This is a genomic window from Agrobacterium sp. SORGH_AS_0440, from assembly GCF_031453135.1.
In the GTDB taxonomy this organism is placed as follows: Bacteria; Pseudomonadota; Alphaproteobacteria; order Rhizobiales; family Rhizobiaceae; genus Agrobacterium; species Agrobacterium pusense.
In genome coordinates this window covers 1290629-1305904 of sequence record NZ_JAVIYR010000001.1, presented here as the reverse complement: position 1 = coordinate 1305904, position 15276 = coordinate 1290629, and the positions used below count along the sequence as shown (strand labels likewise).

The following is a 15276-nucleotide window of genomic DNA, read 5'->3' as shown; positions in this document are numbered from 1 at the left end:
CCGTTCATTCATCCTTGATGCCGGTTACCACCTGGATACGGCGAAGCGTCCATAATACGACGATGCCCATTGCTGCGGCGAGCAGAGCGAGCGGCCACATGCCGAGACCGGCCGAGAGGCCGATCGCCGCCGAAAGCCACATGCTTGCGCCCGTCGTCAGCCCCTTGACGTCGCCCTTGGTGTAAACGACCACACCTGCGGCGAGAAAGGCGATACCGGCGGTTACGGCTTCCACCAGTCGGATGGGATCGAGCCGGGCTGCCTCATGCCCTTCCGCCATCGTTTCCATCATATGGATGGTGATGACGCAGAAAGTGACGGCGGCAAGGCCGATGAGCATATTGGTGCGCAGACCAGCGGTGTTTTTGTGAAATTCGCGCTCCAGACCGATCAGGCCGCACAGGATGACCGCGCCGAACACGCGCACCAGCAGCACCTCGAACGGAATGGAAATATTCATGGAAAATTCTTCTGCAAGGCTTTGGGGCACTGTCGCGTCTCCTCCCGGAAATTTCTCCACACTAAGTTCGAAAAGGCGCGATGGTTCCGCACAGCAATATAAACGTTGCGTACAACCGAACCGGAACCATAGGAGCAGCTGAAAGTTTGTTTCCCGTGCGCATGAGCGCACATCGTGCATTTCCACTTCATGGGAGAAGGACCAATGGCCGAGAAGAAACTCGACGACCTGTTTTACGACACGCTGAAGGACATCTACTACGCCGAAAGGCAGATCCTGAAAGCCCTGCCGAAAATGGCGCGGGCGGCGACCGACCCGAAGCTGAAGCAGGCTTTCGAAAAGCACAAGGAAGAAACGCAGGGCCACGTAGAGCGCCTGCAGGAAGTATTCGAGATCATTGGCAAGCGCGCCCAGGGCAAGACCTGCGAAGCCATCCAGGGCATTATCGCCGAGGGCGAGGAAATCATGGAGGATTTCAAGGGCACCGCCGCCCTCGACGCCGGTCTCGTCTCATCGGCCCAGGCGGTCGAACACTATGAAATCGCCCGCTACGGCACGCTGAAGGCCTGGGCGGAAAAGCTCGGCCATACCAAGGCGGTATCGCTGCTCGATGCCACTCTTAAGGAAGAGTCGAAGACCGACGACGCGCTGACCGCGCTTGCCAAGACTTCGGTGAACGCCGCGGCCGAGAAGAAGGCTGCCTGACGCCATCCGCATCGACTCAAAGAAAAACCGGAATGGTCCCCCATTCCGGTTTTTTATTGTCGTCGTAGCCTGAAGGTTACGGCAGGGTGTAGGCGATGACGTAGTCGCCCGGTTTGGTCCCGACGGAACCGTGACCGCCCGCAACCATCACCACATATTGCTTGCCGTTTTCCAGTGCATAGGTCATCGGCGTTGCCTGACCGCCAGCGGGCAGGCGCGCTTCCCAGAGCTGCTTGCCGGTGGTGAGGTCATAGGCCCGCAGATAATTATCCACTGCGGCACCCAGGAAGGCTACGCCGCCCTTGGTGATCATCGGTCCGCCAATTCCCGGCACGCCCACCTTGAAGGGGAGCGGCAGCGGGGTCATGTCATAGACCGTGCCGTTCTTGTGCTTGTAGGCCACATCCCCGGTGCGCAGGTCCGCGCCGGCGACATAACCCCACGGCGGCGCCTGGCAGGGAATCTGCAGCGGGCCGAGGAACGGTCCCATGAAAACGCCATAGGGCGCACCGTCATTACGGTTCAGACCCTGCTCGCTGCCCTTTTCGTCCTGACCCTTGGGCGGAATCTGATCGCGCGGGACGAGCTGGGAGGTGAAGGCGAGATAGGTCGGCATACCGAACATGACCTGCCTTTCAGGATCCACAGCCACACTGCCCCAGTTGAAGGTGCCGAAATTGCCGGGATAGATGATCGAGCCGGTCAGTGACGGCGGGGTGTAGCGGCCCTTGTAGTTCAGCTGGTGGAAGCGGATGCGGCAGGCGAGCTGGTCGAACATGGAGACGCCCCACATGTCCTTTTCCTGCAATGGCTCCGGCTTGAACGAGAGGGCCGTTGTCGGCTGCGTCGGCGAGGTGAAGTCCTCGGGGATCGCACCGCCCGGGGCTGGCTCCTCCGTGATCGGCAGAAGCGGCTCACCTGTGCGCCGGTCGAGAACGTAGATATCACCCTGCTTGGTTGGCCCGACGAGCGCAGGAACGGTCTGACCATCCTTGGTTATGTCGAGCAACACCGGCTGGGCCGGCACATCCATGTCCCAGAGATCGTGATGAACCGTCTGGCGCACCCAGCGATCCTTGCCCGTATTGATATCGAGCGCGACGATGGAGGAAGAATATTTCTCCACATTCTCGCTGCGGCCCATGCCGAGCTGGTCCGGAACCTGATTACCGAGCGGGACATAAACGAGCCCGAGGCCTTCGTCATAACTGAAGACGGACCAGCTGTTCGGCGAGTTGGTCGTGTAGGTCTCACCGGCCGCAATCGGCTCGGTCTTTTGCGGGTTCCCGGAATCCCAGTTCCAGATGAGCGCACCGCTGTTCACATCGAAAGCGCGGATCACGCCGGATTGTTCCTGCGTGGAGTAATTGTCATTCACCGCGCCGCCGATGATGATCTTGCCCGCAGCAATCACGGGCGGCGATGTCGAATAATAATAGCCGGCGGGATTATATTTCATGCCCTGCTCGAGATGCAGCACACCCTGATCGGCAAAGGAGGTGCAAACCTGCCCGGTGGCGGCATCGAGCGCGATCAACCGTGCATCCGACGTGGGCAGATAGACCCGCTCGGCGCAGGCCGTTCCCGGCGCGGCACCCGGTTCGGCATAATAGGACACGCCGCGGCACGTCTGGTGCTGGCGATCCGGATTGAGGCCGACATTCGGATCGTATTTCCATTTTTCCTTGCCGGTCGCCGCATCGATGGCGATGGCCCAATTATGCGGCGTGCAGATGAAAAGCGTATTGCCGATCTTGAGCGGCGTCACCTGATAGGTGGTTTCGCCCACATCGTCCGGCAGCTTCACGTCGCCGGTCTGGTAACGCCACGCTTCCTTCAATTGCGAAACATTGTCGACATTGACCTGGGTCAGCGGCGAATAACGCTGCCCATAGGGCGTGCGGCCATATTGATGCCAGTCACCGTCAGGCACATTGCCGCCATAGGCGGGCGTCGCGGATGCCGTTTCCTGCGGCAAGGACCCTGGCTGATCATGCGGGTCCTGTGCCATCGAATATCCGGCAACCGCGATGGAAGCGAGAACGGAAAGCGCCAGCGGCCAGGCATTCGGCCCATAGCTCAGCCCCGTCGGGCTTGCAAAACCGAGTGGCTTCCTCACCCAGGGCACCAGGAGCCAGAGGCCTATCACAATGATAAAACCGCCGCGCGGGCCAAGCTGCCACCAGTCAAAACCGACTTCCCAGACTGCCCACGCAAGTGTTGCGACAATGAAGACGGCATAGACGTGAAGTGCTGCGCGATTGCGCTTGAAGAGCAGAACGGCCGTCAACAGAAAGGCCAGTCCGGAAAGCACATAATAAAAACTGCCCCCAAGCATCACAAGCTGGGAGCCGAAACCGAACAGCGCGAGGCCGATGAGCGTGAGAAAAACTGCAGTGACGGTGACTGCCATGAATGAAACCCCCGATTCCTGTCACTTTGTGTGAAATGAAATCGGGAGCAATATGGTTCCATTCAAACGCCACGAAAATTCATGGCATCTGCGTCACGGGTTCTGTGGCGCCCCCGTGGAGTCCTGCGGGGAAGGGTTTCGCTCCGTTGAAGCCGGCGGCGAAGCACCGCCGTTCGCGGGATTGTTGTCGAAGCTTTCCGAACCCGAGGGCTGCTGCGGGACGGGGGCGTTCTCCGTGTGCGGATTTTGCGGCAGGTTCTCGTCCGGTTCGAAAACCGCGTATTCCACGACAGCCCAGACCACCAGCGCTAACAACACGCTGACGATCAGAATGACAAGAACCGGACGTCCTGTCGATCCTTGCCGTGCCCGTGTGGCCGTCTCCTTTTTCGGAGCATCCCGACCGTCGAGATAGCTGGTATTTTCTCTGGCCATGTCTTTCACTCCCTAAACTCTGTCAATCTAATCCACAGGGAGAGGTTTTGTTCCCGCGAGGGGCCGGCGCATTCGACATGGCGCAATCTGGCCCTTACCGGAAGAGGGCGTCCGGGCCTCTCGGTTATTTCGCGGTCCAGCCGCCATCGATGGAAATGGTGGTGCCGGTGATGGAACGGGCCATATCGCCAGCGAGATAAAGTGCCATTTCGGCGATTTCCTCCGGCTGGATGAAGCGTCTTGTCGGCTGCGGCGCAAGCATCACCTTTTTCACCACATCTTCCTCACTCATGCCGTGTACCCTCGCCTGATCCGCGACCTGCGCGGCCACAAGCGGGGTCCAGACATAGCCGGGGCAGATGGCGTTACAGGTGATGCCGAGTTCGGCAACCTCCAGCGCAACGCTTTTCGTCAGTCCCACCACCGCATGTTTGGTTGCCACATAGGGAGCCTTGAAGGGAGACGCGCGCAAACCATGCGCGGAAGCGATGTTGACGATGCGGCCCCAGCCTCTTTCCTTCATGCCCGGCAAAGCAGCGCGGATGGTGTGAAAGGCGCTGTCGAGAGAAATGGCAACGATGCGGGAAAAATCCGCGAAGTCGAACTCATCGATCGGCGCGACCTTCTGAATGCCGGCATTGTTGACGAGGACATCGACATGGCCGAATTCCGCAATGACCTTTTCAGGCAAATGCGCGCTTTCTTCATAGTTCGCGAGGTTGGCGGAGAAATAGGCCGGCCTTTGCCGCGCCACTTTCCCTACAGCCTCCAGCGCCTGCGTCGCCTCCTCCACCGTTTCTATGCCATGCACAGCGACCAGATAGCCCGCCTCGGCGAAACGCCTGGCGATGGCAAGTCCGATGCCGCTGGTGGAACCGGTGACAAGCACGGTTTTCGGTTGATCCTCCATGGGCCTAGTCCTTCAGCTGCGGCAGGTTGCGGAAAAGTTCGAGCGCTTCGGGATTGGCGAGCGCATCGGCATTCTTCACCGGCCGACCATGGATGGTGTCGCGCACCGCGATTTCGGAAATCTTGCCGGAGCGTGTGCGTGGGATAGCGCTGACAGCAATGATCCTTGCCGGCACATGCCGCGGCGTCGCCCCCGAACGGATGCGGCTGCGGATGGTCTTTTCCAGCTCTTCCGTCAAGGCAGCACCACCCTTCATGCGCAGGAAGAGGATGACCCGCTGGTCCCCGTCGATATCCTGCCCAACGGCAATGGCCTCCTCTACTTCGGGCACGGTTTCCACCTGCCGGTAGATTTCCGCAGTCCCGATGCGCACCCCACCTGGATTAAGCGTCGTGTCCGAGCGTCCATGGATCACATAACCGCCGGAGGGCCGCAGTTCGGCGAAATCGCCATGCGCCCAGACGCCGGGGAAACGATCGAAGTAGGCGGCCTGATAGCGCGAACCATCCTCATCGCCCCAGAATTTCACCGGCATGGACAGATGCGCATTCCGGCAGACGAGTTCACCGGGGACGCCGCGAACGGAACGGCCCTCATCGTCAAGCGTATCGATATCCATGCCGAGCATCGCGCCCTGCAATTCACCGCGATGAACCGGCTGTAGGGGATTGCCGCCGAGGAAACAGGCGCAGATGTCAGTGCCGCCGGAAATGGAGGCGAGATGCACATCCGCCTTCCAGTCGCGATAGATATAATCGAAGGATTGCGGGATGAGCGGCGAACCAGTGGAGAGAATTGTTCGCAGCGATGAAAGATCATGGCTTTCCCGCGGTTTCAGTCCCGCCTTCAGGCATGCATCGATAAATTTCGCAGACGTGCCGAACGTGGCGATCCCTTCGGCGTCGATGAGATCGATCAGCCGGCCGGGCGTCGGATAGCCGGGATTGCCATCATAGGTGACGAGGGTGGTACCGAGCGCGAGACCGGAGACCTGCCAGTTCCACATCATCCAGCCGCAGGTGGTGAAATAGAAAAAGCGCTCACCCTCCTTGATATCGCATTGCAGTTTCAGCTCCTTCATGTGCTGAAGAAGCAGGCCGCCGCCGGAATGGGTGATGCATTTCGGCTTGCCTGTCGTACCGGAGGAATAAAGGATCACCAGCGGCGCCTTGACGGGCAGACGGTTGAAGACAATCTCGCCCGCCGCATAAGGCGCAACGAAAGCCGCAAGCGTGACGCAGCCGAGATCAGTAAGGCTTTCGGGAACGGTTTCACCGATCAGAACGATCTTTTCAGGGGCCGCACTTTCCGCCACGGCGCGGATGGTCGGGCCGACGTCGATGCGTTTGCCGGCATAACCATATTCCGGCACGGCGATGATGATTTTCGGGCCGATCTGAGACAGGCGGTCAGAGGCGCCTGCCGGGCCGAAATCCGGAGAGCAGGACGACCAGATGGCACCGATGGCGCTCACGGCCAGATATCCCACAATCGCCTCTATATCATGGGTGACGATCGCCCCGACGCGATCACCTTCCTGCACCCCGGCATGCACGAGCGCCTGCACCATGCGGGACACTGCGTTGTAAAGCCCCTTGCGGCTTATCTCGCGCCTTGTACCATCGTCACGATGAGCGATGATGGCCAACCGCTCATCGGCATCGCGCAGAAGGTTTTCGGCGTAATTCAACCTCGCGCCCGGATAGAACTCAGCCTCCCGGATCGTCGCGCCCGGCTTGAACGCAACGTCGCCGCGCGTGCCGATAATGCCGAGCTCGTCCCACAGCGCATCGTAAAACTCTTCCGGCGCGTCGATGGACCAGCGCAGCAGGCCGGCATAATCATCGGCGGCCTGCCCGTGTATCTTTGCGGTTCTTGTCGCGAAGGCGAAAAGCGCCGAGCGCTTCACCCTCTCTTCCGGCGGCACCCACAGAATGTCAGATGGCGCGGCGGCTGTCATGCTCTGCTCCCGCGCAGCATTTCAACGATGGCGGAAAAATCACGCCCGCCCTGCCCGTCGTCGACGAAGCTCTCATAAAGCGCCGCCGCCGCAGCACCCAGCGGCGTGGAGGCGTCAGCACCATTGGCCGCCTCCTGCGAAAGCTTCAGGTCCTTGAGCATCAAGGCTGCGGCGAATCCGGGCTGGTAATCCTTGTTGGCGGGTGATGTCGGCACCGGACCCGGCACCGGGCAATAGGTGGTGAGCGACCAGCATTGCCCGGAAGAGGTGGAGGCGACATCGAACAGCGCCTGGTGCGAAAGCCCGAGTTTTTCGCCGAGCACAAAAGCCTCGGAAACCGCGATCATGGAAATGCCGAGGATCATGTTGTTGCAGATCTTGGCCGCCTGCCCGTTGCCGCCCTTGCCGCAATGCACGATCTTTTTGCCCATGGCTTCCAGCAGCGGCTTCGCCGCCGAAAAAGCCTCCGCCTCACCACCGCACATGAAGGTCAGGGTGCCGGCGGCCGCACCGCCCGTGCCGCCGGAAACGGGGGCGTCGACCGAAGGGCAACCGGCGGAAGCGGCCAGTTCATGCGCCTTCAATGCGCTTGCCATATCCACGGTCGAGCAGTCGATAAGGAGCGTTCCGGCAGAGATTTTACTAGTCAGATCGTCATAGACCGAAACGACATGTTCGCCCTTGGGCAGCATGGTGATGACCACATCAGCCGCGTTGACTGCTTCGGCAGAATTCGCGGCAACCGGAATGCCCGCCTCCTTTGCCGCTGCACGGCAGGCTTCGGCAAGATCGTATCCCCTGACGGCATATCCCGCCTTGACGAGATTGGCGGCCATCGGCAGGCCCATATGTCCCAGCCCCAGAAAAGCGATGGTCTTCATCGGTAGGTTCCTTTCAGCGATTATCCGCAAGGATCATGTCGGCGGCCTTTTCGGCAATCATGATCGTCGGCGAATTGGTATTTCCGGATGTAATGCGCGGCATCACCGAGGCATCGGCGACGCGCAGCCCGGCGAGCCGGCGGAACTTCAGGCGCGCATCAACGACACTTTCCATATCCGACCCCATGCGCAGCGTGCCGACAGGGTGGAAGATGGTGGTGCCGATATCACCTGCCGCCTTGGCAAGATCATTGTCGTTTTCGAAGGCGGGGCCGGGCCGGTATTCCTCCGGCCTGAAGCGGGAAAAGGCCGGCTGGGCGACGATGCGGCGCGTCAGCCGCATGGCATCTATGGCCACCTTCCGGTCGCCTTCGGTGGAAAGATAGTTCGGGCGGATTTCCGGTTGCATGGCGAAATCCGGTCCTTTCACATGCACTGAGCCACGGCTTTCCGGCCGCAGATTGCAGACGCTTGCCGTTATGGCGGGAAAAGTGTGAACCGGATCCCCGAACTTGTCGAGCGAAACCGGCTGCACATGATATTCCAGATCAGCGGTTTCCTTTTCCGGCGAAGAGCGGGTGAAGACACCGAGCTGGCTCGGCGCCATGGACATCGGCCCGGAGCGCGTCAGCGCATATTCCAGGCCGATCCGCGCCTTGCCGAAGAGCGTCGAGGCCCGCTCATTGAGCGTCAGAACACCGGAGACCTTGTAGACCATGCGCAGCTGCAGATGGTCCTGCAGGTTCTCGCCCACACCCTGGACCTCCGCCACCGTATCGATACCGGCAGCCTGCAACACATCCCCACGGCCGACCCCGGAAAGCTCCAGAACATGCGGCGAGCCGATTGCGCCGGCGGACAGCACGGTTTCGCGCCGCGCCCGCATTTTTTTCAGGACGCCGTCATGATGGAATTCGACACCCGTCACCCGGTCTTCTTCGATGATGAGCCGTTTGACATGGGCCTTGGTCAAAACGGTGAGGTTCTTGCGGCCAAGCACCGGTTTCAGGAATGCTTTCGCCGTGTTCCAGCGCCAGCCCGCCCGCTGGTTGACATCGAAATAACCGGCCCCTTCATTGTCTCCGCGGTTGAAATCGTCAGTCGCGGGAATACCCGCTTCTCCTGCCGCCTTCTGGAAGGCATCAAGCACATCCCAGCGCACGCGGGCCTTTTCCACACGCCACTCGCCCCCGCTGGAATGCAGGTCACTCTTGCCGCGATAAAAATCTTCAGACTTCAGGAAATAGGGCAGGATGTCGTTCCAGCCCCAGCCTTCGCAGCCAAGCTGCCGCCAGACGTCATAGTCCCGCGCCTGCCCGCGCATGTAGATCATGCCGTTGATGGAGGAGCAGCCGCCCAGCACCTTGCCGCGCGGATAGATCAGCGCGCGTCCATTCAGGCCAGGCTCTTCCGCCGTCTTGAAACACCAGTCCGTGCGTGGATTGTTGATGCAATAGAGATAACCGACCGGAATATGGATCCAGTGGTAGTTGTCGTTGCCGCCCGCTTCCAGAAGCAGCACGCGGTTGTTCGGGTCTTTCGAAAGGCGGTTGGCGAGAACGCATCCGGCGCTCCCCGCTCCGATGACGATATAGTCATATTCGCCCATTCTCTTCTCCACACGCCATCCTTGCCGCGTCGTCCCGAACGCGGGGAGGCTTTTCAGGTGTTTTCAAAATTGGCTAGCTGCGGTGCTGAAAACCGAGTTTCCGCCCCAGCCGGGAAGCATAAAATTCACCGATCAGACCGCGACGGAACACCAGAACGCAGGCCATGAAGACGAGGCCGGTGATGATGGTGACCGGGAAGTCCGAGGTCGCGAGATAGTTCTGCAGGGTCACGACAAGGCCCGCGCCGAAAATCGGGCCGATCATGGTGCCGATGCCGCCGAGCAGCGTCATCAGGATCACTTCACCGGACATCTGCCATGTCACGTCGGTCAGCGTCGCGAATTGGAACACCAGCGCCTTCAGCCCGCCAGCAAGCCCAGCGAGCGCCGCCGACATGACGAAGGCGCCGAGCTTGTAGCGCTGCACGCTATAACCGAGCGAAATGGCGCGTTGCTCGTTTTCACGGATCGACTTCAGGATCATGCCGAACGGCGAATTGACGAAACGCCAGATGACCAGCAGCGCCAACACGAAGGCGGCAAGCACCGTGTAATAGATATTGAGCGGACCATTGAGATCGAGAATACCGAAGAGATGGCCGCGCGGCACGCCCTGCAGGCCGTCCTCTCCATGAGTGAACGGCGCTTGCAGGCAGAAGAAATAGAACATCTGCGACAAGGCGAGTGTGATCATGGCGAAATAGATGCCCTGTCGGCGAATGGCGAAAAAGCCGATGACAAGGCCGAGGAGAGCGGCACCGGCCATGCCGATGACCAGACCAATTTCCGGTGTGACACCCCATTCCTTCACGGAATAGGCGGTGAAATAGGCGGCGCCGCCAAAGAATGCCGCATGGCCGAAGGAAAGCAGCCCGGTATAACCGATCAGCAGATTGAAGGCGCAGGCAAAGAGCGCAAAGCAGAGAAGCTTCATCAGGAAGATCGGATAAACGAACATCGGCGCGGCGATGAGAATGGCAAGCCCGGCCAGAATGAGCACCGTCTTGATGGTTGCTGCCGTCGTCGATACTTCCGTCCGCGGCATTGCGCCGGCTGTCGGGCTATGGGTGGCTTTGGACATATCAGGCGTCCTTTCCGAAAAGTCCGGCGGGGCGGATGAGCAGCACAAAGGCCATGATGACGAAAATGACGATATTGGAGGCCTCAGGGTAGAACACCTTGGTGAGGCCCTCGGCGATACCGAGCATGTAGCCGGTGACGATGGCGCCCATGATCGAGCCCATGCCGCCGACAACCACCACCGCAAAGACGACGATGATGAGGTTTGTGCCCATCAGCGGCGAGACCTGATAGATGGGGGCGGCGAGAACGCCGGTGAAACCCGCAAGGCCGGCGCCGAGCGCGTAGGTGAGCGTCAACAGAACAGGCACATTGATGCCGAAAGCCTGCACAAGGGTCGGGTTTTCCGTCGCGGCGCGCAGATAGGAGCCGAGACGCGTCTTTTCGATCAAGGCCCAGGTGGCGATGCACACGATCAGCGAGATCAAGACGACGAAGGCGCGGTAGTTCGGCAGGAACATGAAGCCGAGATTGGTGCCGCCTGCGAGTTCGCGCGGCACCGAATAGGGTTGGCCCGCCGCGCCGTAAAGCCACCGGAACGTGCCTTCCACCACCAGCGCCAGGCCGAAGGTGAAGAGCAGACCATAGAGTGGATCGAGATCATAAAGCCGCGACAGAAGGAAACGTTCGATGATCGCCCCGAACAGCGCGACGACGAGCGGCGTGACGATGAGCGCCACCCAGAAATTGATGCCGAAATATTGCAGGCCGAGAAAGGCGACGAAAGCGCCGAGCATATATTGCGCGCCATGGGCAAAATTGATGACGCGCAGAAGCCCGAAGATGACAGCAAGCCCAAGTGACAGCAGCGCATAGAATGAGCCGTTGATAAGGCCGACCAGCAATTGCCCGAGGAGCGCCTGAATTGGAACGCCGAAGATCATCGTCATGGTTAAACCCCCAGCACCTTGTTAAGCTCCCCCATGCGGGCGGAAAGCTCCCCCACCGGAAAATCGCCGACCATCTGGCCGTGGTCCATGAGGTAGAAGCGATCGGCGATACGGCTCGCAAACCGGAAATTCTGCTCCACCAGAACCACGGTCATGCCGCGGCTCTTCAGCTTCTGCAAAACCTCTCCAATGCGCTGTACGATGACGGGGGCAAGCCCTTCGGTCGGCTCATCCAGCAGCAGCACCTTGACGCCGGTGCGCAGGATGCGCGCCATGGCCAGCATCTGCTGCTCGCCACCGGAGAGCTTCGTGCCGGGGCTGGTGCGGCGTTCGTAAAGATTGGGAAACAGCTCGTAGATTTCATCGAGCGTCATGCCGCCGGACGCGACGACGGGCGGCAGCTTCAGGTTTTCCTCAACACTCAGGGTCGCGAAGATGCCGCGCTCCTCCGGCACGAAACCGAGGCCGTATTTCGCCGTACGATGCAGCGGCACCGGCATAAGATCCTTGCCGCCGAGCTTGATGACGCCCTTGCGGTTTGCGGATGATGCCCATGATGGTTCGCAACGTCGTGGTCTTGCCCACGCCATTGCGGCCGAGAATGGTGATGGTTTCGCCCTCGCCGACCGTCAGATCGACGCCGTGCAACGCCTGGCTTTCGCCATACCAGGATTTCAGGTTGGAGACTTCGAGCATCGCCGCCATATCAAGCCTCCTCCGTGCCCATATAGGCCGTGCGCACGCGCGGATCGGCAGAAACCGTGGCATAATCGCCCTCAGCCAGAATTTCTCCACGCTGCAGAACAGTAACGTGATGGCAGATGTCGGCCACGACCTTCAGATTATGTTCGACCATCAGCACCGCGCGGGTCTTTGCCACCTCACGAATAAGCTCGGCCACATGCGAGACATCTTCTCCACCCATGCCCGCCATCGGCTCGTCCAGCAGCAGAACTTTGGGATCAAGCGCCAGCGTAGTCGCGATTTCGAGAACCCGCTTGCGGCCGTAAGACAGATCGGCCGCAAGCGCGTGTTTTTCCCGCGTGAGGCCCACCATGGAGATCAGCTCTTCGGCGCGGGCATTCAGCCTGTCCAAAGAAGAGAGCGGCAGCCAGAACTGCGTTGCAAGGCTGTTGGGCCGCTGCAACGCCACCCGCACGTTTTCCAGAACCGTCAGATGCGGAAACACCGCCGATATCTGGAAAGATCTGACGAGGCCGAGACGCGCCACCTTGTCCGGTGGCGTCTTTGTTATATCCGTTCCCATGAAGGTGATCGCCCCGCCTGTCGGCTGGAGAAACTTGGTCAACAGGTTGAAAACCGTTGTCTTGCCGGCGCCGTTTGGGCCGATCAGCGCATGGACGCGGGCGTGATGCACGTCGAGATCGACGTTTTTCACGGCTGCGAATGCGCCGAAGGTCTTGGTGAGACCACGCGCCGAAAGAACGACGCGAGGTTCTGCCTGCCCGGCGGGGGCGGGAGCGATCGTCATGAAACTTTCCCCTTTATTGCGTCAGTCTTTTATTGCGTCACCAGCGGGCAACCGCTCTTTGCGGGGTCCATGAAGGCTTCCTTGCCGGGGATGGTGGCGAGAACCTTGTAATAATCCCAGGGCTGCTTGCTTTCGTCAGGCTTCTTCACTTCCATGAGGTACATGTCGTGGATCATCCGACCATTGGCGGCCACATGGCCATCCTTGGCGAAGACGTCGTTGACAGGCATTTCCTTCATGGCCTTGGCGACGGCGTCTGCATCGTCGGTGCCGGCCTTCTCGATCGCCTTCAGATAATGCAAGACAGCGGAATAGGTGCCGGTGTGAACCATGTTCGGCATGGCGCCGGTTCGTTCCTTGAAGCGCTCACCAAACTTGCGCGATTCATCGTCGCGGTCCCAATAAAAACCTTCCGTCAGTGTCAACCCTTGAGCTGCCTCAAGGCCGAGGCCATGGACTTCTGCAAGCGTGAAGAGAAGCGCTGCAAGGCGCTGGCCACCTGCAACGATACCGAATTCCGCAGCCTGCTTGATGGCGTTGGAGGTGTCGAGACCGGCATTGGCAAGACCGATAACCTTAGCGCCCGAAGACTGCGCCTGCAGCAGGAAGGACGAATAGTCGGTGGTTGCGAGCGGATGGCGCACGGAGCCCAGCACCTTGCCGCCATTGGCCTTGACGAAATTGGACGTATTTTCTTCCAGCGAATAACCGAAGGCATAGTCGGCTGTCAGGAAGAACCAGCTGTCGCCGCCCTGTTTGACGAGTGCGCCACCGGTGCCGACAGCCAGCGAATAGGTGTCATAGGCCCAATGAAAACCATAGGGGCTGCACTGCTTGCCGGTCAGCTCGGTGGTGGCAGCACCGGTGTTGACGGTGATCTTCTTCTTGTCCTTCGAAAGTGCCTGCACGGCAAGGCCCACCGATGACGAGGTCAGTTCCATGATGGAATCGACCTGTTCGGTGTCGTACCACTGCCGGGCAATGTTGGAGGCAACATCCGCCTTGTTCTGATGGTCGGCGGTCACCACTTCCACCGGCGCACCGAGCACCTTGCCGCCAAAATCCTCAACCGCCATCTTCGCGGCTTCATAGGAGTATTTGCCGCCGAAATTGGCGTAAACGCCAGACTGGTCGTTCAGGATGCCGATCTTCACCTTGCCATCCGAAATCTCGGCAGCATAAGCGGCGGTGCCAGCGGCCAGTGCCATGGCCGTGGATAAAACGATACTCTTGCGCATGACTTCTCCTCCCAGAGATGATTGCGAGCCTCAGATTGTCTGTGCAGCGGTGAACCGAAACCTTGCACATGAATGGCCGCACCGCCCTCCTCAAAGCGGCGCATCCTGAGCGTAGACTTCTCGAATTCGGCCGTTGACACAAGAGCGTGTCATCATCAAATTGCGAACAGGAACTGTTCATTTTTGAACAGAACTCTTGATGGGAGACAATTATGGCCACCCCTTTCACCTGGGACGACCTGCAATATTTCCTGGCCGTGGCCCGCACCGGACAGCTCTCATCCGCCGCCAGAAGCCTGCGCACCAGCCACGCCACCGTCTCCCGCCATATCGACCGGCTGGAATTTTCGCTTAAAACCAAGCTCTTCGAGCGGAACCCGCGCGGGTATGAGCTGACGACGGTGGGGCGGCGACTGGTCGATACCGTCGAGCGGATAGAGGCAGAGGCTGAACGGCTGCAATCGGATATTTCCGAAAGCGGCAGCCTCCTGCGCGGCGTTGTGCGCCTGAGCGCTCCTGAAGGTTTTTCCAATTTTTTCTTCGTCGAGAGGCTGAAGGACTTCGCCGCCACCCATCCCCATATCATGGTGGAAATGGTGACGATCCAGCAGATCATGGCGCTTTCCCGAAAGGAGGCGGATGTGGCTGTCACGCTCGATCCGCCGAAGGCCGGTCCCTATATCAATGAACAGATCATCGATTACACTCTGCATATTTACGCCTCACGGTCCTATCTCGCCGGACAGCCGAAAATCACGAAGCGGGAAGACCTGCTCGACCACTTCTTCATCGGCTACGTGCAGGATCTGATCTTTTCACCCGGCCTCGATTACATGCGCGATGTGCTTCCGGGCCTGCGGCCAAATTTCCAGTCTTCGAGCATTTTTGCGCAACTGACCGCCACGCTTGGTGGCCGAGGGCTTTGCATCCTGCCGAATTTCATCGCCGCGCGCTTTCCGGATTTGCAGATGGTGCTTCCGGGTGAGGTCGAGCTGCGGCGAGGTTACTGGCTCACCAGCCATCAGGACTTTGCCAATGTGCCGCGGGTGCGCTCCTTGATGGATTTCATCCTCACCACCGCGCGCGCCCACGAAAAGCTCTTTATTCTCAAGCGCGGCATTATGGTCTGAAGTCGCGGTCGTTCACATTTCGGCGACACCCTGTCTTCATCTCGCAGGTTGGAGGATCTGCGCCGTTACTTAT

The 15276-nt window shown here is 59.8% G+C and carries 13 protein-coding genes and 1 pseudogene; 2 read left to right on the top strand and 12 right to left on the bottom strand.

Annotated features, from left to right (window positions below; genetic code table 11):
* Window positions 1-4: 4 nt before the first annotated feature.
* Window positions 5-490, bottom strand: coding sequence for an MgtC/SapB family protein (locus tag QE453_RS06000; protein WP_004437902.1), 486 nt, complete (start codon window positions 488-490; stop codon window positions 5-7).
* A 174-nt stretch (window positions 491-664) separates the two neighbouring features.
* Between QE453_RS06000 and QE453_RS05995 the strand changes: the two genes are divergently transcribed.
* On the top strand, window positions 665-1165 hold the full coding sequence (locus QE453_RS05995; protein WP_004437899.1) for a ferritin-like domain-containing protein: 501 nt from the start codon (window positions 665-667) through the stop codon (window positions 1163-1165).
* A gap of 76 nt (window positions 1166-1241) precedes the next feature.
* Here the strand turns inward: QE453_RS05995 and QE453_RS05990 are convergent, their stop codons facing one another.
* The 11 genes and pseudogenes from QE453_RS05990 to QE453_RS05940 all read right to left on the bottom strand — a co-directional run bounded on the left by QE453_RS05990 (window position 1242) and on the right by QE453_RS05940 (window position 14073).
* Window positions 1242-3578, bottom strand: coding sequence for a glucose/quinate/shikimate family membrane-bound PQQ-dependent dehydrogenase (locus QE453_RS05990; RefSeq protein WP_044459434.1), 2337 nt, complete (start codon window positions 3576-3578; stop codon window positions 1242-1244).
* Window positions 3579-3671: 93 nt separating this feature from the next.
* Window positions 3672-4013, bottom strand: coding sequence for a hypothetical protein (locus tag QE453_RS05985; RefSeq protein WP_309776533.1), 342 nt, complete (start codon window positions 4011-4013; stop codon window positions 3672-3674).
* Between the two features lie 124 nt (window positions 4014-4137).
* The gene (locus tag QE453_RS05980) at window positions 4138-4923 is read right to left on the bottom strand and encodes a 3-hydroxybutyrate dehydrogenase (protein WP_004437889.1); all 786 of its coding nucleotides are present in this window, start codon (window positions 4921-4923) and stop codon (window positions 4138-4140) included.
* A 4-nt stretch (window positions 4924-4927) separates the two neighbouring features.
* Window positions 4928-6883, bottom strand: a complete 1956-nt coding sequence (locus QE453_RS05975) for an acetoacetate--CoA ligase (protein ID WP_108081682.1) — start codon at window positions 6881-6883, stop codon at window positions 4928-4930.
* Window positions 6880-7764 (bottom strand): 3-hydroxyisobutyrate dehydrogenase, encoded by an 885-nt coding sequence (mmsB, locus tag QE453_RS05970; protein ID WP_112556695.1) that lies wholly within the window; start codon window positions 7762-7764, stop codon window positions 6880-6882. The genes QE453_RS05975 and mmsB overlap by 4 nt, the downstream gene beginning before the upstream one ends.
* Before the next feature lie 13 nt (window positions 7765-7777).
* Window positions 7778-9373, bottom strand: coding sequence for a GMC family oxidoreductase (locus tag QE453_RS05965; RefSeq protein WP_279873896.1), 1596 nt, complete (start codon window positions 9371-9373; stop codon window positions 7778-7780).
* A gap of 73 nt (window positions 9374-9446) precedes the next feature.
* Window positions 9447-10454 carry a branched-chain amino acid ABC transporter permease gene (locus tag QE453_RS05960; RefSeq protein ID WP_006698062.1) on the bottom strand — a complete coding sequence of 336 codons (1008 nt, stop codon included), beginning with the start codon at window positions 10452-10454 and terminating at the stop codon, window positions 9447-9449.
* 1 nt (window position 10455) lies between these two features.
* Complete coding sequence (locus tag QE453_RS05955) at window positions 10456-11343, bottom strand: branched-chain amino acid ABC transporter permease (RefSeq protein ID WP_279873895.1); 888 nt, start codon at window positions 11341-11343, stop codon at window positions 10456-10458.
* A 2-nt stretch (window positions 11344-11345) separates the two neighbouring features.
* Window positions 11346-12048: pseudogene (locus tag QE453_RS05950) on the bottom strand (ABC transporter ATP-binding protein).
* A gap of 1 nt (window position 12049) precedes the next feature.
* Window positions 12050-12835, bottom strand: coding sequence for an ABC transporter ATP-binding protein (locus tag QE453_RS05945; protein ID WP_004437874.1), 786 nt, complete (start codon window positions 12833-12835; stop codon window positions 12050-12052).
* Window positions 12836-12864: 29 nt separating this feature from the next.
* On the bottom strand, window positions 12865-14073 hold the full coding sequence (locus QE453_RS05940) for an ABC transporter substrate-binding protein (RefSeq protein WP_006698064.1): 1209 nt from the start codon (window positions 14071-14073) through the stop codon (window positions 12865-12867).
* A 212-nt stretch (window positions 14074-14285) separates the two neighbouring features.
* Here QE453_RS05940 and QE453_RS05935 point away from each other — a divergent pair, with 212 nt between their 5' ends.
* Window positions 14286-15203, top strand: coding sequence for a LysR family transcriptional regulator (locus QE453_RS05935; RefSeq protein ID WP_004437871.1), 918 nt, complete (start codon window positions 14286-14288; stop codon window positions 15201-15203).
* Window positions 15204-15276 lie beyond the last annotated feature (73 nt).

Excerpts from the sequence above, each read along its gene's own strand:
- QE453_RS05990 (WP_044459434.1), bottom strand. The coding sequence starts at position 3,578 with ATGGCAGTCACCGTCACTGCAGTTTTTCTCACGCTCATCGGCCTCGCG.
- QE453_RS05995 (WP_004437899.1), top strand. The coding sequence starts at position 665 with ATGGCCGAGAAGAAACTCGACGACCTGTTTTACGACACGCTGAAGGAC.
- QE453_RS05965 (WP_279873896.1), bottom strand. The coding sequence starts at position 9,373 with ATGGGCGAATATGACTATATCGTCATCGGAGCGGGGAGCGCCGGATGC.
- mmsB (WP_112556695.1), bottom strand. The coding sequence starts at position 7,764 with ATGAAGACCATCGCTTTTCTGGGGCTGGGACATATGGGCCTGCCGATG.
- QE453_RS05960 (WP_006698062.1), bottom strand. The coding sequence starts at position 10,454 with ATGTCCAAAGCCACCCATAGCCCGACAGCCGGCGCAATGCCGCGGACG.
- QE453_RS05975 (WP_108081682.1), bottom strand. The coding sequence starts at position 6,883 with ATGACAGCCGCCGCGCCATCTGACATTCTGTGGGTGCCGCCGGAAGAG.
- QE453_RS05980 (WP_004437889.1), bottom strand. The coding sequence starts at position 4,923 with ATGGAGGATCAACCGAAAACCGTGCTTGTCACCGGTTCCACCAGCGGC.
- QE453_RS05985 (WP_309776533.1), bottom strand. The coding sequence starts at position 4,013 with ATGGCCAGAGAAAATACCAGCTATCTCGACGGTCGGGATGCTCCGAAA.
- QE453_RS05955 (WP_279873895.1), bottom strand. The coding sequence starts at position 11,343 with ATGACGATGATCTTCGGCGTTCCAATTCAGGCGCTCCTCGGGCAATTG.
- QE453_RS05945 (WP_004437874.1), bottom strand. The coding sequence starts at position 12,835 with ATGACGATCGCTCCCGCCCCCGCCGGGCAGGCAGAACCTCGCGTCGTT.
- QE453_RS05940 (WP_006698064.1), bottom strand. The coding sequence starts at position 14,073 with ATGCGCAAGAGTATCGTTTTATCCACGGCCATGGCACTGGCCGCTGGC.
- QE453_RS05935 (WP_004437871.1), top strand. The coding sequence starts at position 14,286 with ATGGCCACCCCTTTCACCTGGGACGACCTGCAATATTTCCTGGCCGTG.